Below are 18244 nucleotides of genomic sequence, written 5' to 3'. Positions count from 1 at the left end.
GATTCAAATGGCCGGTCAGCTATCGGCTGTGGAAACCCAACCGGCGCGCTATATGGGATATGGCGGCTTGGACTGCGACACCGACCCCGGAGAACCTCAGATGACATTGACGATGCGCAAACTCGGCAGCCAGGGGCTGCAAGTCTCGGCAATCGGTCTCGGCTGCATGGGCATGAGCCAGTCATACGGTCCGGCCGACGAGGCGGAATCGACCGCCACGCTGCACCGCGCCATCGAACTCGGCTGCACCTTCCTCGACACTGCGGAAGTCTACGGGCCGTACGCTAACGAGGAGCTGCTCGGCCGCGCGCTGAAGGGCCGGCGCGATGAAGTGACGATCGCGACGAAGTTCGGTTTCCGCATCGAAAACGGCAAGCAAGTCGGCACCGAGCGCGACAGCCGGCCCGAACATATCCGCGAGGCTTTGGAAGGTTCGCTGAGAAGGCTCGCCACCGACCATGTCGACCTCCTCTATCAGCACCGCGTCGATCCGGCGGTGCCGATCGAGGATGTGGCGGGTGCTGTCGGCGAGCTGATCGCTCAGGGCAAGGTTCGCTTCTTCGGCCTGTCGGAAGCCGGTGCCGCCAACATCCGCCGGGCGCATGCCGTTCATCCGGTGTCGGCAGTGCAGAGCGAATACTCGCTATGGGAGCGCAATCTGGAACCGGAAATCATTCCGCTGCTGAAGGAGCTCGGCATCGGCCTGGTGCCGTTCTCGCCGCTCGGCCGCGGCTTTCTCACCGGCGACGTCAGGCGCGCCGAAGACTATCCAGAGGGCGATTACCGGCGCGGCGACCCGCGCTACCAGGGCGCCAACTATGACGCCAATATGCAGGCGGCGGTCATGGTACTCGATATCGCCGCGGCCAAGCGCGTCAAGCCAGGTCAGATCGCGCTGGCCTGGCTGCTCCACAAAGGGAGCGCCTTCGGCATCGACATGGTGCCGATCCCCGGCACCAAGCGCAGAAAATACCTCGAGGAGAACGTCGCCGCGGCTTCGATCAGGCTCGACGCCGCCGAGATGCAGGTGCTCGACGACGCATTGGCGCCCGGCAAGGTCGCCGGTCCGCGCTACGGCGAGCGCACCATGATGATGATCGATCGGTAGGTCTTGCCTTCTCCCGTTCTTGCGCAAAGCTCCGGCCTTGGCTAGCATCCTTGGGCAGGCACCGAGCGGAGGAGAACGTCGCGGTGGACCGGCTGGAGCGCCGTTGCGTCCCTTCAAACACGAGTTGGGCGCTCGAAGGACACTCCATTTTTGAATCGACGCAAGGAACCTTCCGGAAAACCCATTCCGGTTCCGGGGTCGTGCGCTCATCTGGGAGGAGACTAAATTGATCAACAGACGTGAATTCCTGCTGTCGACCGCGGCGATGGGCGCCCTGGCGCTGGCCGCTCCGCAACTAGCTTTTGCCCAGGACAAGCTGACCATCCTCGGCTCGGTGCCGAGCCTGGGCTTTCCGTTCTTCGTGCACATGCTGAACCAGATCAAGGCGGAAGCCCAGGCGCAGGGCGTCAACCTGATCGAGAGCGACGGCCAGAACTCGGCGCCCAAGCAGACCGCCGACATCGAGGCGGCACTCGTGCAGAAGGTCAACGCCATCGTCATCTCGCCGCTCGACGTCAATGCGCTGGCCCCAGCCATCGAAGAAGCGGTCAAGGCCGGCGTTCCCGTCGTCACCATCGACCGCCGCGTCGACGGCGTCGAGGGCATCCTCGCCCATGTCGGCGCCGACAATGTCAAAGGCGGCGAGGCCGAAGCGCAGGCCATGGTGGCGGCGTTCCCGAACGGCGCCAAGATCTTCCATCTGCAGGGCCAGCCCGGTGCCGGCCCGGCGATCGACCGCAACAAGGGTGTGCACAATGTCCTCGATCCGATGAAGGACAAGTACCAGATCATCTTCGAGCAGACCGCCAACTTCGCCCGCGCCGAGGCGCTGTCCGTCACCGAGGCCGGCCTTGCCGCCAACGGCAAGCCCGACGCGATCATCTGCGCCAATGACGACATGGCGCTTGGCGCGGTTGAAGCCTGCGCGGCGCGCAACTTCACCGACGTCAAGATCTACGGCTTCGACGCGCTTCCCGAAGCGCTGGTCGCCGTGCGCGACGGCAAGCTGGCCGGGACGGTCGAGCAATTCCCCGGCGAACAATCGCGCACTGCGGTGCAGATCGCGGTCGCCTACGCCAGGGACAAGACCGAGCCGAAGGAAAAGCTGGTGCTTTTGACGCCGATCGTCATCGGCAAGGAGAATCTCGACAAGGCGGAGAGGCTGGGCGAGACGAAGTAGGCGCCGAGGGCGCACAGCGCCAAAAGCAGCGTTCTGTCGCGCCCCCCTCTGCCCTGCCGGGCATCTCCTCCTCAAGGGGGGAGATTGGCAGTTTCAACGCGTTGCCTTCTCTTCAACGCCGGAGACTAGCGAAAGCCTGGGTGACATCCGATCTCCCCCTGAGGGACCCTGAGGGGGAGATGCCCGGCAGGGCAGAGGGGGGCGCTGTCCCGCTGGCCTTTCGGGTGGATCGCAATTCAAGGAGCATCCTTTGCCAGTCGAAGCCATTGCGCCCTCTCCCGCCCTGCTCGCCGTCGAGGGCGTGACCAAGCGCTTTGCCGGCGTCACCGCGCTGAACGACGTTTCGCTTGAAGTCCGTCCCGGCGAGATCCTCGGCCTGCTCGGCGAGAACGGAGCCGGCAAATCGACGCTGCTCAAGATCCTGTCCGGCGTGATGCCGCCGTCCAGCGGCCGCATCGTCTTCGACGGTGTCGAATTCAGCCCGCACAATCCGCAGGATGCCAAGCGCCACGGCATCGTAACAATCTACCAGGAGCTGAGCCTGATCCCGACGCTGACCGTGGCGGAGAATATCTTCATCGGCCGCGCGCCGCTCGGCCGGTTCGGGCTGGTCAGTTGGCGGCGAATGGAGGAAGATTCCCGCACGATCATCGCTCGCGTCGGGCTCAATCTCGACCCGGCGACGCCGGTTTCCGCACTGTCGGTGGCCGAGCAGCAGCTGGTCGAAATCGCCCGCGCGCTATCGCTGAAGAGCCGCTTGATCATCATGGACGAGCCGACCTCGGCGCTGACCGAAACCGAAGTGCACAGGCTGATGTCGATCATGGACCGGCTGCGCAAGGATGGCGTCGCCATCATGTTCGTCACCCACCGGCTGGAGGAGGCATCGGCGATCTGCGACCGCATGACCGTGCTGCGCGACGGCAGGCTGGCCGGCCATCTCGACCGCGAAGGCGGGCCGATCAGGCTGCCGAAGATCATCGAGAAGATGGTCGGCCGTGCCGCGTCCGAGCTCTATGCCAGGCCGACGCAGCGCGATGTCGCCGGCGACGTCCGGCTCTCGGTGCGCGGCCTGCGCACGGTGCGCGATCCGCAGGCGCCGCACGCCATCGTACTCGAAGGCGTCGATCTCGACCTCAAGGCGGGCGAAATCCTCGGCGTCGCCGGGCTCGTCGGCTCCGGCCGCACCGAGCTCGCCCGCGCCATCTTCGGTGCCGACCGCATTGCCGCCGGCACCATCATGCTCGACGGCAGGCCGATCGCGCCGGCCTCGCCCGCCGACGCCATCGAGCTCGGCATCGGCCTGGTGCCGGAGGACCGCAAGCACCAGGCAATCTTCGCAGCACTCGCGATCCTAACCAATTTCTCGATCGCCGCGCTCGACCGCTACTCCAGTGTCGGTTTCATGGCCGAGCGGCGCGAACGCGAGGCGCTGGCAAACTACAGGAAGATGCTGTCGATCCGCATGGCTTCGCCCGAACAGGCGATCGAGGGCCTGTCCGGCGGCAACCAGCAGAAGGTGATCCTTGCCCGATGGCTGGCGCGCGATCCCAAGGTGCTGATCGTCGATGAACCGACGCGCGGCGTCGATGTCGGCGCCAAGGCGGAAGTGCACCAGATCCTGGTGGAACTCGCCGCGCGCGGCATCGCCATCATGATGATCTCATCGGAGCTGCCCGAGGTGCTTGCAGTGTCGGACAGGATCGTGACCATGCGGCGCGGGCGCATTACCGGCGAGATGCCCGGCGTCGAGGCGACCGAGGAGAAACTGATGGAACTGATGGCGCTCGACCAGAAGCAGGAAGCAACGCAATGACCAGTACGACCGAACGGAGCCAGCGCGGTGGCGTCAATATTGCGCGCCTGCTGATGAGCTTCGGCCCGCTGATGTTCCTGGCGTTGCTGATCGTCGTCTTCACCGTGCTGAAGCCGAGCTTCATCGACCCGATCAACCTGTTCAACATCATGCGCCAGATCTCGATCACCGGCCTGATCGCACTCGGCATGACCTTCGTCATCCTCACCGCCGGCATCGACCTGTCGGTCGGCTCGCTGCTCGCCTTCTGCGGCATGGTCGCGGCGGTGGTGGCCAAAGGCGGCACCGCCAACACGCTGTCGCTGTCGACAACGGGCACGCAGGGCTATGGCTGGTTCGCCGCCCTTCTCGCCGCCGTCGTCGTCGGCGCCGTGGCCGGCGGCGTCCAGGGCTTTGCCATCACCAGGCTGAAAGTGCCGCCTTTCGTCGTCACGCTCGGCGGCCTAACCGTGTTTCGCGGCCTGACCTTGACAATCTCCAATGGCGGCCCGATCTCCGGCTTCGACGCCTCGATGCGCTGGTTCGGTACCGGCCTGATCGGCCCGGTACCGGTGCCGGCGATCATCTTCGCGATTGCCGCCATCCTTTGCCACATCGTGCTGCGCTACACGCGCTACGGCCGCGCGGTCTACGCAGTCGGCGGCAATGCCGAGGCCGCGCGCCTCTCCGGCCTGCGTGTCGACCGCATCCTGATCTCGGTCTACATCATCGTCGGCTTCTTCGCCGGCCTTGCCGCCTTCGTTTTGTCGGCGCGGCTCAACTCCTCCGAAGCCGTCGCCGGCATAGGCTACGAGCTGACGGTGATCTCGGCGGTCGTTATCGGCGGCACCTCGCTGTTCGGCGGCATCGGCAGCGTCGGCGGCACGGTGGTCGGTGCAGGACTGATCGGCGTCTTGCAGAACGGGCTGCAGTTCAACAACGTCTCGTCCTACACGCAAAGCATCGTCATCGGCCTGATCCTCATCCTCGCCGTGGCCTTCGACCGCTGGCTGAAATCGCGGGTAAGGCGGTGATGGCCGAGCGAACGTTGCGGTGCCATAAACTGCCCGGGAGGTGGCGATGCCTCAAATAAGAACCATGACCGAACAGGATGTTCCGGCGGTATCGCGGCTGCTTGGAGGGTCCTGGCGACAGACCTATTCGCCGATCCTGGGTGCCGAGACCACGGCACGGCTGTCGGATGAGAGGCACGCGCCGGAGCGGCTGGCGTCCGAGCTCGGGGACGACAACAAGATGTCCTTCGTCGCCGAGCGGGCTGACGGCTCGCTCGCCGGTTATGCGATGGCAGCGATGGACGACAAGGGCGAGGTCATGCTCGAGCGGCTCCATATAGACAAAAGCGAGTACGGCACCGGCCTTGCCGCCGACCTGCTGCATGCCGTTCTTGCCGCGCATGCGGGTATTCCCAGCATCGCCCTGGAAGTGATCGAGGGCAACGACCGCGCAATCGCCTTCTATCGTAAGCACGGCTTCGAGGTCGTCGAGCGCCGGCCGGCTGCACACGGCGTGGGCGGCCACGCCTCGCTGATCATGCGCCGGCTGCTGCCGATGGCTTAGCAAGCGAAAGCGGCTGAGCGCGTAATCTCCCCCCTTGAGGGGGAGATGTCCTGCAGGACAGAGGGGGGCGCCAACTTTCTCTTTCGTCCAATATGGCGTCGCGCCAGGACGTGCCGACCCCCTCTGTCGCCTTCGGCGACATCTCCCCCTCAAGGGGGGAGATTGGCACTCGCTCAGGCCGGGGCGTTGACGCGCTGTGGGCGCGTTGCCCAGTCGGCAACGGTCGCGCCAGCAACGCTCTCGCCGGCAACCATCCCGTTCGTCTGCGGCGCAAGCAGGTCGTTGCGGCGGGCGAAGGCAACGAAGGTGGCGCGCGCCGTTTCGGCGTCGATCTCTCCTTCCAGTGCTGCACGGCACGCTTTTGCGGCGATGTCATGCGCGGCCGTCCGGCTCGCTGCCGGCCATTCAGCCAAAAGTGCATAGGCCTCAGCCGCGCTTTCTATCTTCGTCGGTGTACCGAGGCCGGTGAGGATAGTAACCGGCTTGTCGAACGAAGCACGATCCATGACACTCTCCTTTCCTGGCTCAATCGGCTCCTTTCGGAACTCCACCGCGCGGGCGCTTCGATCCCCGAGGGCCGCCTGCAGAACGATGCCACCGATCTGCGAGTTGGACGCAATCGGGGGCATGCCCGGCCGCGGCAGCAGCCGATGCACCTTGACCAGCGCCTCGAGCCAGGCCGCCACGCCCAGCGGCGGATGTTCGCGCCCGTAGAGCCACGCCTTTGCCTTGGCGAGCGGGTATCCCGCCTCTTCGGCGAAATCGTTTTCCGACCACCGCAGCAGGCGCAGGCATTCGCGCATCCGCGCCGCGATCATTTGCGCTCCTCCGTGCCGGCCCCCACGCGTTGAGCCGACAGAAACATCAGCGTGTAGGCCGCCTTGCGGCGGTCCCAGCCGGCCGACTCGGCCATATCCAGCAAGCCGTCGACCAAAGGCGCCAGCGCCGCCCTGCAGTCGGCTTCATAGTTGAAATCGTTTTTCGGGCGGGTCGGCGCCGCGATCTTTCCAAAACTGTCCATCATATCCATGGCAACACCTGCTCAGCATTAGTCCCGGACCGGCAAGACCGTGCCCGCTTTTGGCGGACACGGTCCATCTGCCGTTTCGAAGTCGCGCTTTGGAAGCCTGGCTTTAGAAGTCCATGCCGCCACCGCCGGGCATTGCCGGCGCACCAGCTTCCTTCTTCGGCTTCTCGGCCACCATCGCCTCGGTCGTCACCAGCAGGCCGGCGACGGAAGCGGCATCCTGCAGAGCGGTGCGTACCACCTTGGCCGGATCGATGACGCCCTGGCCGAAGAGATCGCCATAGTCGCCGGTCTGCGCGTTCCAGCCGAACGAGAACTCCTGCTTTTCGCGCAGCTTACCGACGATGATCGAACCTTCGGCGCCGGCATTCTCGGCAATCTGGCGCACCGGAGCTTCGATCGCGCGCCGCACGATTTCGACACCGGTCTTCTGGTCGGGATTGTCGACCTGAATATTGTCGAGCGCCTTTGCCGCCCGCAGCAGCGCCACGCCACCGCCGGGCAGGATGCCCTCCTCGACCGCGGCACGGGTGGCATGCATGGCGTCGTCGACCCGATCCTTGCGCTCCTTGACCTCTACCTCGGTCGAGCCGCCGACGCGGATGACGGCGACGCCACCGGCGAGCTTGGCCAGCCGCTCCTGCAGCTTCTCGCGATCATAGTCGGAGGTGGTCTCCTCGATCTGCGCCTTGATCTGGGAGACCCGGCCCTGGATTTCGCTCTTCGAGCCGGCACCGTCGACGATCGTGGTGTTTTCCTTCTCGACCACCACCTTCTTGGCGCGGCCGAGCATGTTGAGCGTGACGTTCTCGAGCTTGATGCCGAGATCCTCGCTGATTGCCGTGCCGCCGGTCAGGATGGCAATATCCTCCAGCATGGCCTTGCGGCGATCGCCGAAGCCCGGTGCCTTGACGGCCGCGACCTTCAGGCCGCCGCGCAGCTTGTTGACGACCAGCGTCGCCAGCGCCTCGCCCTCGACGTCCTCGGCGATGATCAGCAGCGGCTTGGACGACTGCACCACCGCCTCCAGCACCGGAAGCAGCGCCTGCAGGTTGGACAGCTTCTTCTCGTGGATCAGCACATAGGGCTCGTCGAGCTCGACGCGCATCTTGTCCTGGTTGGTGATGAAATAGGGGCTGAGATAGCCGCGGTCGAACTGCATGCCTTCGACGACTTCGAGCTCCGTCTCGGCGGTCTTGGCTTCTTCGACGGTAATGACGCCCTCATTGCCGACCTTTTCCATCGCTTCGGCGAGGAAGCGGCCGATCTCGGCGTCGCCATTGGCCGAGATGGTGCCGACCTGGGCGATTTCGTCGTTCCTGGTCACCTTGCGGGCATTGGCCTTGAGTTCGGCGACGACGGCTTCGACCGCCTTGTCGATACCGCGCTTCAGGTCCATCGGGTTCATGCCGGCGGCAACCGCCTTGGCGCCTTCCTGGACGATCGACTGCGCCAGAACGGTCGCGGTCGTGGTGCCGTCGCCGGCGACGTCACTGGTCTTCGAAGCCACCTCGCGGACCATCTGTGCGCCCATGTTCTCGAACTTGTCCTCGAGCTCGATCTCCTTCGCCACGGTGACGCCGTCCTTGGTGATGCGCGGGGCGCCGAACGACTTGTCGAGGACGACGTTGCGGCCCTTGGGACCGAGCGTCACCCTCACCGCGTCGGCAAGGATGTTGACGCCGCGCAGCATCTTCTCGCGGGCTTCGGTATGAAATTTCACATCTTTGGCAGCCATTGGATCACTCCTTCGATAGGCAGCTTCGTTGACTGGAATGCTTGTTCAGGCCCACTCAGGCAGCCTTCTTCATCTCGCCGGCGCCCTCGATAACGCCCAGCACGTCGCTCTCTTTCATGATGAGCAGATCCTCGCCATTGAGCTTGATCTCGGTGCCGGACCATTTGCCGAACAGGATGCGGTCGCCGACCTTGACGTCGAGCGGCTGCAATTGGCCGCTGTCGTCGCGCGCGCCCGGACCAGCGGCAATGACCTCGCCCTCCTGCGGCTTCTCCTTGGCGGTGTCGGGGATGATGATGCCGCCGGCGGTCTTCTCGTCGACCTCGATACGGCGGACCAGGATACGGTCGTGCAATGGACGGAACGTCATGTCGTTCTCCTCTCGGGACAAACAGATTTTCGAAGATCCTCCTGACCGAACCGGCAATATCGGCCCGGCACGGGGTGCGCGACCCCTTCATCAGGCATCGCGCGCATACGAACTAGTCGCGCTTTTTTCTGCTTTCAAGAGGGTCGCGCAAAAATTTTAGCACTCGACGCATGAGAGTGCCAATGCACTGTAATCGTTCGCACATTAGCCGCTCTCAGCTAAAGTGCGGCTCAAATTTTGGCGCGATATTTCAAAATGCCGCCCGTTCGGAGCCGCTCGTGGCGGCGGGAACCTATGTGGAAGGCGAGGCGTTTTGCAGACCGAGATTTCAACGGGCCGAGATTTCAACGGAAAGGACGATCGCATGACCAGCAGGGACTTTCAGCTCCAGATGCAAGGGTTTGGTCTTACCACGGCGGAGATCCACTACCGCCTGCCCGATCATCGGAGCCTGCTGCAACTCTATATCTGGCAGGAATACGATATTGCCCCCGATTTCCCGACGCTGAAGCATTTCCTCGATTTCTGGGAGCGCGAAATCGAAGGCCCGCTGCATTCGGTGCGCGTCGCCCATCATCACCTGATCCAGCCCTCCGAATGGCGGGCCGTAAACGGCATTATCACCGTCCACTGAAGAGCAAGCCGATCTGCCGCTAGACAGCGGACAAAGTCTCTCGAGGGGGGGAAAGGGCAGTTGCATCTCCCCCCACTTGTTTTGGATCTCACAATATCGGAGGGGTCCGGGCTAGCCGGGCGTGGTCGACAGGCTCGCAGGCGAGCAATCCCGCGTTGCGCGCCGCCCTGACGAAGGCCTTGCGCGCATCACGCGCGCTGCGCCAGCCGTCGAGCGCGTCGCGGCAGGCCCGATAGGCGGCGCGCCAAATCCGGCCGCGTGCACGGTCCGGCCACTGCTGACGCATGCATTCGATGGCTTCCCAACTACTGGCGACCTTGCGCTCGCTGGATTGGAATTTCAACGTGATCGGCTCGGCGAAGCGGACGTCGTCCATCACTTCCTCCTTGTTTTCTGATCGTCTTCTTGTTTGAGCAAGCAACGTCATGCTGGCGGCACCGTCGACCAGCCGGCGCCGCTGAAGGACATGGTTCGTCCCTTTGCGCGGTTCAAGAGCATCGCGGCAACAGCGGTTATTCCTCCTCGTCCGGCCCTTGCAGCAGTTCGATCAGCGTCGCTACTCTTGCCGTCGGCAGCGGTCGGCCTTCGTTCACCAGCGCCTCGTCGGCGGCGATCCAGGCCAGGGCCTCACGCAATTCCTGGACCGTCCCGTCCGTCGCCGCAATGTCGGCGATAACGGCGTCGTCGACCGGGCCCAGCACGGAAATGATCTCGTCGCGTGTCATGGTCAGCTCCATCTGCGAGTGCCGGGAATGGGCCCGGCAACACAAGAATCTGGGTCTTGACCTGCGGCAGACAATAACCGGCCGGGGAACTCGGCGTTGGCGATTGAAGCCAAACAGGCAATCTCCTGCCGGACATCTCTCACAAGTAGATTGGCAGCCTCGCCGAACCGACCAAAAACCGGCCCGAAAACCGGCAACGCGAGAGCCATCGGGGTCTTGACTTGCGGCGGACAATAACCAAATCGATGGCACCGGTCGCCGAAATGGGGCCGGCGAAACCAGGGAGCGCCAGCTCTTTGGCGCTCCTCGTATCTATGTTGCTCGATGGAGGATGTAGCTATGAGAACCGCATTCGACTTTTCCCCGCTCTATCGGTCGAGCATCGGCTTCGACCGCGTCTTCAACCTGCTGGAAAATGCGCCGCAGGCTTTCGACGCCTGGCCGCCCTATGACATCGCGCGCAGCAGCGAGAACAACTACCGCGTCACTATCGCCGTCGCTGGCTTTTCCGAGGACGACCTCGAAATCATTCATGAACCCAACCTCCTGATTGTCTCCGGCCAGCATAAGGAGCCGGACAACGCGGAGTATCTGCATCATGGCCTCGCCACACGGCCCTTTACCCGCCGTTTCGAGCTTGCCGATCACGTCAAGGTCGCAGGCGCCTCGCTCGACAACGGCCTGCTCAGCATCGATCTGGTACGTGAGGTGCCCGAGGAGATGAAGCCTCGGCGCATCGCCATCGCGACCGATGTCGCCTCGCCGAAGACCGGGCCGAAGGCCGCGCAGGTCGAAGCAAACAAGCAGGCTGCCTGAACGAACCAGTCGAGAAAGGAGACTATGCAAATGGCTATTCGTGATCTCATTCCCTGGGGCCGGGAGAATAATCAGGCCCCCAGCCTGTTCCGCAGCGGCGATCGCGATCCCTTCCTGACGTTGCATCGCGAAATGAACCGCCTGTTCGACGAGGCGTTCCGCGGCTTCGACACGAGGCTGCCGTCGCTCGGTGGCTTCGCCGCTGCCCGCGCCGGCTGGCCGAGTGTCGAAATCTCCGATGGTGAAAAGGAAATCCGCGTCACCGCCGAGATCCCCGGCATGGACGAGAAGGACGTCGAGGTGCTGCTCGATGACGGCGTGCTGACGCTGCGCGGCGAGAAGCGTGAAGAGACCGAGGACAAGGACAGGCAGTTCTCCGAACGCTTTTATGGCCGTTTCGAGCGGCGTATCCCGCTCGGCTACGAAGTCGACGAAGACAAGGTGAACGCCGCGTTCCGGAACGGCGTGCTCAGCGTGACGCTGCCGAAGACTGAGCGCGCTCAGGCCAAGGCCAAGCGTATCGCCATCAACGGCGGCAACGGCAAGTCCTGATGGCTCGCAGCAGGACGATGCCCGCTTCTGCCCTGCCGGTTCCGGCGGGCAGAAGCGGGCAATGTCGATGACCCGTTCTCCTGACGCTCCGGTTCCGCCTGACCAGGCGCAGCAAGTCTTGCAGTGCCTGACGACCGAGCATGTCGTGCTGCAAAACGCTCGCGCCGCGACCATTCAGGAAGCGAACCAGCGAGCCAATCTGTTCCTGACCTCGGTCTCGAGCGCAACGATTGCCTTGTCCTTCGTCGCCCAGGTCACGGAGATGGGCAGGCCGTTCGTGTTGTTCAGCCTTATCTTGCTACCTTGCCTTTTCTTCATCGGCCTGGTCACCTTCGTGCGCGCTGTGCAGGTTGCCATCGAGGACATGGTGCATGCCCGCGGCATGGCCAGGATCCGCCACTATTTCGTCGAGCTGGCGCCGGTCCTGCAAAGATACCTTGTCAACTCCACGCATGACGACCTCTCGGCGGTGCTGGTCGACAAGGGCCTCCGCCCCTCGCCGCTGCAATATTTCATGACCACCGCTGGGATGGTGGGCACGATCAACGGCGCCATCGCCGGCGCCTTCACCGGCATCGTTGTTAAGTCCGCTTTCGGCGGAGGCATGTCGCCCGGCGTGATTTGCGGGCTGGCGGTCTTCGCGACATGCATTCTCGTCCTGCGGCGTTATCATAGTCGCGCCTGGGCCACGGCCGAAGAAAGCTTGCCAGCACGGTTCCCGGTCGACAATGACAGGAAAAGCTAGCGCCGACATATCCGGATGTCGAAAAGTGGCAGGGCGCCGCCCTTGCGTCTTGCGCGCCAATTGACCATCCTCGCCAACATCATTTGCACCGCGGCCGGGGGGTTCGCACATGCCGACGCTTTATGCGCTGAAACCGGCCTTCCAGGCCAGGCTGCGGCCGCTTGCCGACGGCCTGGCCAAGGCCGGCGTCACCGCCAACCAGATCACACTGCTGGCCGCTGCCCTCTCGCTCGCCGCCGGCCTTGCGGTGGCAGCCCTTGCAGGCCGCCGCGCGGTCTTTCTGCTGATGCCGCTCGTGCTGTTTACGCGAATGGCGCTAAACGCCATTGACGGCATGCTCGCAAGGGAACATGGCCAGGCCTCGACGCTCGGCATGTATCTCAACGAGCTTTGTGATGTCGTCTCCGATCTCGCTTTGATCCTGGCCTTTACCGTCATTTTTCCTGCCTGGGGCGTCGTTGCATTCGCTATCGCGGCTATGATCGCGGAATTCGCCGGCGTGCTCGGCATCGCGGCCGGAGCTGGGCGCAACTATGCCGGCCCGTTCGGCAAAAGCGACCGGGCGCTGGCGCTTGGCATCCTCGCCGTGCTTATCGCGTCCGGCCTGTGGGTCCCGGCGCTCACGCCGCTCGTGTTTCCGGCCATGGCTACACTCTCGCTGGCGACCGCCATCAACCGGATACGCAGCGGCCTTAACGGGAGCGGTAGCTGAATTCCGGTCTCGCCAGGGAGAACAATATGCTTCACCAACAGACGGTTGCCGCCGTGGCTTCAGTCAATATCGAGCGGGTGGCGCAGGAGCGCAGCTTCAAGAGCCACGATGGCACAGAGATCTTCTATCGCTATTGGCCGGCGCTGTCGGAAAACCCCAAGGGCGCCATCCTGCTGTTCCACCGCGGCCACGAGCATGGCGGCCGTATGGCGCATCTGGTCGACGAGTTCCAGATGCCCGACCACGCCTTCTATGCGTGGGACGCGCGCGGCAATGGCCGCTCCGCCGGCGAACGCGGCTATGCGCCGTCGTTTGCCGCGCTGGTGCGCGACATCGATTGTTTTGTGCGCGAGATCGACAGCGACGGTTTTGCCCGGCGCGACATCGCGCTGATCGCGCAATCCTTCGGCGCCGTACTTGCCGCCGCCTGGGTGCACGATTACGCGCCCGACATTCGCGCCCTGGTGCTGGCCTCGCCAGCCTTCTCGGTCAAGCTCTACGTGCCCTTCGCCAAGCATGGCATTGCGTTGTGGCAGAAGCTGAAGGGCCGCTTCTTCGTGAATTCCTACGTCAAGGCGAAATTCCTGACGCATGACCCCGAGCGTATCGCCTCCTTCGACGCCGACCCGCTGATCACCCGGCCGATCGCCTCCAACATCCTGGTCGAGCTCTACGACCATGCCGCGCGCATCGTCGCCGACGCCCGCGCCATCACCGTGCCGACACAGCTTCTGATCTCCGGCAGTGACTGGGTGGTGCGGCATGAACCGCAGCACGAGTTTTTCGTCAATCTGGCGAGCCCGGCCAAGGAGCGGCATGTGCTGCCCGGCTTCTTCCACGACACGCTGGGCGAGCGCGACCGCCACAAGGCACTCGACCTGATCAGGCCTTTCCTTGAAAAGCAATTCGCGGCGTCGGAAAAGCCAATCGACCTGACCGAGGCCGACCGCGCCAGCTACACGCGCGACGAGGCCGACCGGCTGGCCTCGCCGCTGCCGCTGCTGTCGCTAAGGGGCCTCTACTGGGCAATGAGCCGCGCATCGATCCGCATGGGCGCCTGGCTGTCGTCCGGTATGAAGACGGGGATTGCCACCGGCTTCGATTCGGGCTCGACGCTCGACTATGTCTACGAGAACGAGGCGCGGGGCATCAGCCCCATCGGCCGCATGATCGACCGCACCTTTCTCGATGCCATCGGCTGGCGCGGCATCCGCCAGCGCAAGCTGCATCTGGAAGAACTGATCGGCAGCGCCGCCGCCTCGCTCAAGGCCGCCGGCCGGCCGATCCATATCGTCGATGTCGCCGCCGGCCATGGCCGCTACGTGCTCGATGCCGTGCAGAAATGCGCCGAGCCGCCGGCAAGCGTACGGCTGCAGGATTTCTCCGAGCTCAACGTCTCGCTCGGCCGCAAGCTGATCGCCGAGCGCCAGCTGCCGGCGAGCGTCACTTTCCATCAAGGTGACGCCTTCGACGCAACGATGCTGGCCGGGCTCGACCCGGCGCCGGATCTCGCCATCGTCTCGGGGCTTTACGAATTGTTTGCCGACAATGCCGTGATCGCTCGCTCGCTCGGTGGACTGGCCAGCGCCATGCAGCCGGGAAGCCTGCTCGTCTATACCAACCAGCCCTGGCATCCACAGCTCGAGATGATCGCGCGCAGCCTGACCTCGCATCGCGGCGGCCAGGCCTGGGTGATGCGCCGCCGCACGCAGGCCGAGATGGACCAGCTGGTGGCGGCCGCCGGCTTTGAGAAGCTCGACCAGCGCATCGACCAGTGGGGCATCTTCACCGTTTCGGTCGCGCGGCGCGTCTGAACATGGACTTGCCTGCCTCTGCCTTACCTCGCGATGCCCTTCCGGCCTTGCCGCGCGAGCCGTATCCCGGGATCGTCCTGCGCGCCGCATTGTGGCTGGCATTTCTGGCGCCGTTCTTCTACGCCACCTACGGCTTCGCCAATTGGCTGGCGTCGCGGCGCGACGATGTCGGCAGCATCGTCTTCGGCTGGGAGCATGGCATCCCGTTCCTTGCCTGGACGATCGTGCCCTACTGGTCGATCAACCTGTTCTATGGCTTGTCGTTGCTGTTGAACAATTCGAAGAGCGGCGTCGACCGCCTTGCCGGCCGCTATCTGACGGCGCAGCTCGTCGCCGTCGCCTGCTTCATCCTGTTCCCGCTGACTGCGACCTTCGTGCGCCCGCAGACAAGCGGCCTGCCCGGCTTCATGTTCGCCGTGCTCGGCGGCTTCGACAAACCCTTCAACCAGGCGCCGTCGCTGCATATCGCGCTGCTGGTCATCATCTGGGACCATTGGCGTTACAGATTGACCGGCGTCGCCGGCTTCGCCTGGCATGTCTGGTGTTTCCTGATCGGCGCCTCGGTGCTGACGACGTGGCAGCACCATTTCATCGACATTCCGACCGGCGCGCTGCTCGGCCTTTTCGCCCTGTGGCTGTTTCCGCGCGACAGCGAGCTGCCGTTCACCGGCTTCCGCCTGAGCGCTGACCCGAAGGCGCGGCGGTTGGCGCTGTTCTATGCGCTCGGCGCAAGCCTTGCCCTGGCCGGCGCCGCTGCCGGCGCGTTGGTCTCGGCGCTGTGGCTCATCCTGTTGTGGCCGGCACTGGCGCTGGCCATAGTCGCTTTCGCCTACGCCGGCGCCGGCGCCAAAGTGTTCCAGAAAACAGCCGACGGCCGCGTGTCGCTGGCCAGCCGTCTACTGCTTTGGCCCTACCGCCTTGGCGCCAAGGCCAATGTGTGGGCATGGACGCGAAAGCTTCCGGCGCATATCGTCATTGCCGACGGTGTTTCCCTTGGCCGTTTTCCGACCGCCGCCGAAGCCGACCCTTTCGGCACGGTGATCGACCTTGCCGGCGAACTGGAAAGGCCGCGCGGCACCTCGATCCGCTGGGTGAGCCTGCCCATGGTCGACCTTTTGCCGCCGTCTCGCGAGGCGCGTGCGCAAGCGGTGGCGGCGATCGGGGCGGCGCAGAAGCAGGGCGCGGTGCTGGTCTGCTGTGCGCTCGGCTTCCAACGCAGCGCCGCCGTGGTCGCCGAATGGCTGGTCGCCAGCGGCCGGGCCGCCACGCCCGATCAGGCGCGAGGCAAGCTCGCCGCCGCGGGCCGGCCGGTGCATCTTTGCAGGGACGCACCGGCATGACCCTCTATCGTGACAGGGCCGAAGCGTTCGCTGCCGGGCTGATGGTGCAGGTGACATGGCCGCTGCTGCTGATTGCTGCTGCCTTGCTGGCGGCGCCGGTCATCGGCCTGGCGGCTGCGCCGAAAACATCGTCGCTGTCCGCGGTAGCCTGGCTGATCGCCGCCGCAAGTGCCATAGCCACAATCATTCTCTCGGCCCTGCTTTTGTTCGACGCGCTGCTGTTTCGGTTGATGGCCAGCCACGCCAGCGAGGCAGGCGGCGGCGCGGCGATCGACGACGTGCTGGCGCGCATGCGGCTGAAGTCCACGGCTGCCGGCGGCCGCCCGCTCGAGCAGCGGATGGCCGGCACGCGCCGCCTGCTCGCCAAGCAGCGTATCGCGTTCGGCCTGTTCGCGGCGGCCTCGCTCGTCGCGGCATTCTTTTGAGCCCGTCCATGACAAAGCTTCGCGTCAGCACCTATACCCTGCTGCAGACGGTGACCTCGGTCGGCCTGTCGGCGCTGGCCTGGGCGGTCACCGGCGTGCGGCCGATCTGGAACGGCAGCCAGCCATCGGACCGGCAGCGCATCTACTTCGCCAACCATGCCAGCCACGGCGATTTCATCCTGCTGTCGGCCTGCCTCAGCGAGAAGGAACGCGCCCGTACCCATGCGGTGGCGGCCGCCGATTATTGGGGCAAGACGCGGCTGCGCCGGTTCATTGCCGAGGACATGCTGTCTTCCGTGCTGATCCACCGGCAGTGGACGGATGAAACGCAGCACCCGATCTCGATCATGCTGTCGGTGCTCGACCAGGGCCATTCGCTGATCCTGTTTCCCGAAGGCACGCGCAACATGACCGACGAACCGCTCCTGCCGTTTCGCTCCGGCCTCTACAATCTGTCGATGGCGCGACCCGATGTCGAGCTCATCCCGTGCTGGATCGAGAACATGTCGCGGGTGCTGCCCAAGGGGCAATTCGTGCCGGTGCCGCTGCTCTGCCGCGTCGTCTTCGGCGCGCCGATCGCCATTCAACCTGGTGAGGAACGCCGCGCCTTTCTCGACCGCGCCCGCGAAACGCTGCTGGCGCTGAACCCCCGGCCGGAGCGAGACGATTGAGGATCAAGGCAAAATGCTGCCGATGATGCACGAAACCCTCATTCTGATTGTCGGCCTGCTGGCGGTGCTGATCAGCGCCAGCGTCGTCGCCGGCGTTTTGTCGTGGCGCGCGCCGAAGCCGTTGTCGCCGACGCTGGTCAACCTCACCCAGCGCATCAATGCCTGGTGGGTGATGGTGGTGGCGATCACCGTTGCCTTCTTCTTCGGCCGCCCCGGCATGACCATCCTGTTCGCGCTGATTTCGTTCGCCGCGTTGCGCGAATTCGTGACGCTGACGCACAGCCGCCGCAGCGACCACTGGGTGCTGCTCGGCATGTTCGGCATCGTCATCCCGTTCCAGTACTGGCTGGTGTGGACCGCCTGGTATGGCCTGTTCACCATCTTCATCCCGGTCTACTGCTTCCTGCTGATGCCGGCGATCACCGCGCTGCACGGCGACACCGAGCGCTTTCTCGAGCGCGTCTCGGCGCAGCAATGGGCGGTCATGATTTCGGTCTACTGCGTCAGCCACGTGCCGGCGCTGCTGACGCTCGATGTGCCTGGCTTCGAAGGCCGCAACCTGTTGCTGATCGCTTTCCTGATCATCACCGTGCAAGGCAGCGACGTGCTGCAATATATCTTCGGCAAGCTGTTCGGCCGGCATCTCCTGGCGCCGACGGTCTCGCCGTCGAAGACTTGGGAGGGGCTGGTCGGCGGGCTGGCGGCATCGAGCCTGCTCGGCGTGCTGCTGTCGTTTCTGACGCCGTTTTCGCCGCTGCAGGCAGCCGGCGTCGCCTTCATCGCCTGCCTGATGGGCTTCCTCGGCGGGCTGGTCGCCTCCGCCATCAAGCGCGATCAGGGCGTCAAGGACTGGGGCCATCTGATCGAAGGCCATGGCGGCATGATGGACCGTGCTGACAGCCTGGTCTTCGCCGCCCCGGTCTTCTTCCATACGGTGCGCTATTTCTGGACTGTATGAAGGTTGGCGCCGTTTGCCGGGGCGGACGGTTCAGCGCGACCTTGCGAAGATAACCT

21 protein-coding genes are annotated in these 18244 nt (G+C 64.6%); 15 read left to right on the top strand and 6 right to left on the bottom strand.

Annotation, left to right across the window (positions count from 1 at the left end; genetic code table 11):
* The first annotated feature begins 100 nt into the window (after positions 1 to 100).
* The 5 genes from NKH98_RS20055 to NKH98_RS20035 all read left to right on the top strand — a co-directional run bounded on the left by NKH98_RS20055 (position 101) and on the right by NKH98_RS20035 (position 5661).
* Positions 101 to 1108, top strand: a complete 1008-nt coding sequence (locus NKH98_RS20055; RefSeq protein ID WP_352900885.1) for an aldo/keto reductase — start codon at positions 101 to 103, stop codon at positions 1106 to 1108.
* Positions 1109 to 1337: 229 nt separating this feature from the next.
* Complete coding sequence (locus NKH98_RS20050) at positions 1338 to 2288, top strand: substrate-binding domain-containing protein (RefSeq protein ID WP_352705295.1); 951 nt, start codon at positions 1338 to 1340, stop codon at positions 2286 to 2288.
* A 250-nt stretch (positions 2289 to 2538) separates the two neighbouring features.
* Entirely contained in the window at positions 2539 to 4104 is a 1566-nt protein-coding gene (locus NKH98_RS20045) for a sugar ABC transporter ATP-binding protein (RefSeq protein ID WP_352807126.1), read from the top strand.
* Entirely contained in the window at positions 4101 to 5117 is a 1017-nt protein-coding gene (locus NKH98_RS20040; protein ID WP_254819652.1) for an ABC transporter permease, read from the top strand. Before NKH98_RS20045 ends, NKH98_RS20040 begins: the two co-directional genes overlap by 4 nt.
* Positions 5118 to 5163: 46 nt before the next feature.
* Positions 5164 to 5661: a GNAT family N-acetyltransferase gene (locus tag NKH98_RS20035; RefSeq protein ID WP_352900881.1), complete on the top strand. Its 498-nt coding sequence runs from the start codon at positions 5164 to 5166 to the stop codon at positions 5659 to 5661.
* A 173-nt stretch (positions 5662 to 5834) separates the two neighbouring features.
* Here the strand turns inward: NKH98_RS20035 and NKH98_RS33000 are convergent, their stop codons facing one another.
* The 4 genes from NKH98_RS33000 to NKH98_RS20015 form a co-directional block, all read right to left on the bottom strand.
* Positions 5835 to 6479, bottom strand: coding sequence for a DUF982 domain-containing protein (locus NKH98_RS33000; RefSeq protein WP_502894282.1), 645 nt, complete (start codon positions 6477 to 6479; stop codon positions 5835 to 5837).
* A complete protein-coding gene (locus NKH98_RS20025) occupies positions 6476 to 6691 on the bottom strand; it encodes a hypothetical protein (RefSeq protein ID WP_254819654.1) in 216 nt (71 codons plus the stop codon). The genes NKH98_RS33000 and NKH98_RS20025 overlap by 4 nt, the downstream gene beginning before the upstream one ends.
* A 103-nt stretch (positions 6692 to 6794) precedes the next feature.
* Entirely contained in the window at positions 6795 to 8426 is a 1632-nt protein-coding gene (gene groL, locus NKH98_RS20020; protein ID WP_352475547.1) for a chaperonin GroEL, read from the bottom strand.
* 55 nt (positions 8427 to 8481) lie between these two features.
* On the bottom strand, positions 8482 to 8796 hold the full coding sequence (locus NKH98_RS20015) for a co-chaperone GroES (RefSeq protein ID WP_254819656.1): 315 nt from the start codon (positions 8794 to 8796) through the stop codon (positions 8482 to 8484).
* 364 nt (positions 8797 to 9160) lie between these two features.
* On the opposite strand from NKH98_RS20015, the gene NKH98_RS20010 reads away from it, so the two are divergent.
* The gene (locus NKH98_RS20010; RefSeq protein WP_023718102.1) at positions 9161 to 9430 is read left to right on the top strand and encodes an usg protein; all 270 of its coding nucleotides are present in this window, start codon (positions 9161 to 9163) and stop codon (positions 9428 to 9430) included.
* An 88-nt stretch (positions 9431 to 9518) separates the two neighbouring features.
* Here the strand turns inward: NKH98_RS20010 and NKH98_RS20005 are convergent, their stop codons facing one another.
* On the bottom strand, positions 9519 to 9806 hold the full coding sequence (locus NKH98_RS20005) for a DUF982 domain-containing protein (protein ID WP_352900879.1): 288 nt from the start codon (positions 9804 to 9806) through the stop codon (positions 9519 to 9521).
* 136 nt (positions 9807 to 9942) lie between these two features.
* Positions 9943 to 10155: a hypothetical protein gene (locus NKH98_RS20000; protein ID WP_352475551.1), complete on the bottom strand. Its 213-nt coding sequence runs from the start codon at positions 10153 to 10155 to the stop codon at positions 9943 to 9945.
* 339 nt (positions 10156 to 10494) lie between these two features.
* On the opposite strand from NKH98_RS20000, the gene NKH98_RS19995 reads away from it, so the two are divergent.
* The 9 genes from NKH98_RS19995 (at position 10495) to NKH98_RS19955 (ending at position 18188) form a co-directional block, all read left to right on the top strand.
* Positions 10495 to 10971 carry an Hsp20 family protein gene (locus NKH98_RS19995; protein ID WP_254819660.1) on the top strand — a complete coding sequence of 159 codons (477 nt, stop codon included), beginning with the start codon at positions 10495 to 10497 and terminating at the stop codon, positions 10969 to 10971.
* A gap of 30 nt (positions 10972 to 11001) precedes the next feature.
* A complete protein-coding gene (locus NKH98_RS19990; protein WP_352900876.1) occupies positions 11002 to 11523 on the top strand; it encodes an Hsp20/alpha crystallin family protein in 522 nt (173 codons plus the stop codon).
* A gap of 67 nt (positions 11524 to 11590) precedes the next feature.
* On the top strand, positions 11591 to 12268 hold the full coding sequence (locus tag NKH98_RS19985; protein WP_352900873.1) for a hypothetical protein: 678 nt from the start codon (positions 11591 to 11593) through the stop codon (positions 12266 to 12268).
* A 109-nt stretch (positions 12269 to 12377) separates the two neighbouring features.
* Positions 12378 to 12980: a CDP-alcohol phosphatidyltransferase family protein gene (locus tag NKH98_RS19980; protein WP_254819663.1), complete on the top strand. Its 603-nt coding sequence runs from the start codon at positions 12378 to 12380 to the stop codon at positions 12978 to 12980.
* 26 nt (positions 12981 to 13006) lie between these two features.
* Positions 13007 to 14794 (top strand): bifunctional alpha/beta hydrolase/class I SAM-dependent methyltransferase, encoded by a 1788-nt coding sequence (locus NKH98_RS19975; protein ID WP_352900870.1) that lies wholly within the window; start codon positions 13007 to 13009, stop codon positions 14792 to 14794.
* A gap of 2 nt (positions 14795 to 14796) precedes the next feature.
* On the top strand, positions 14797 to 16134 hold the full coding sequence (locus NKH98_RS19970) for a phosphatase PAP2/dual specificity phosphatase family protein (RefSeq protein WP_352900867.1): 1338 nt from the start codon (positions 14797 to 14799) through the stop codon (positions 16132 to 16134).
* Complete coding sequence (locus NKH98_RS19965) at positions 16131 to 16559, top strand: hypothetical protein (protein ID WP_352900865.1); 429 nt, start codon at positions 16131 to 16133, stop codon at positions 16557 to 16559. The genes NKH98_RS19970 and NKH98_RS19965 overlap by 4 nt, the downstream gene beginning before the upstream one ends.
* Before the next feature lie 8 nt (positions 16560 to 16567).
* A complete protein-coding gene (locus NKH98_RS19960; protein ID WP_254819667.1) occupies positions 16568 to 17230 on the top strand; it encodes a lysophospholipid acyltransferase family protein in 663 nt (220 codons plus the stop codon).
* A gap of 22 nt (positions 17231 to 17252) precedes the next feature.
* Complete coding sequence (locus tag NKH98_RS19955) at positions 17253 to 18188, top strand: phosphatidate cytidylyltransferase (RefSeq protein ID WP_254819727.1); 936 nt, start codon at positions 17253 to 17255, stop codon at positions 18186 to 18188.
* The last annotated feature ends 56 nt before the right edge of the window (positions 18189 to 18244 follow it).

This window comes from Mesorhizobium sp. M0833 (genome assembly GCF_040319905.1).
Classification (GTDB): Bacteria; Pseudomonadota; Alphaproteobacteria; order Rhizobiales; family Rhizobiaceae; genus Mesorhizobium.
This window is presented reverse-complemented; position numbering and strand designations above follow the sequence as displayed.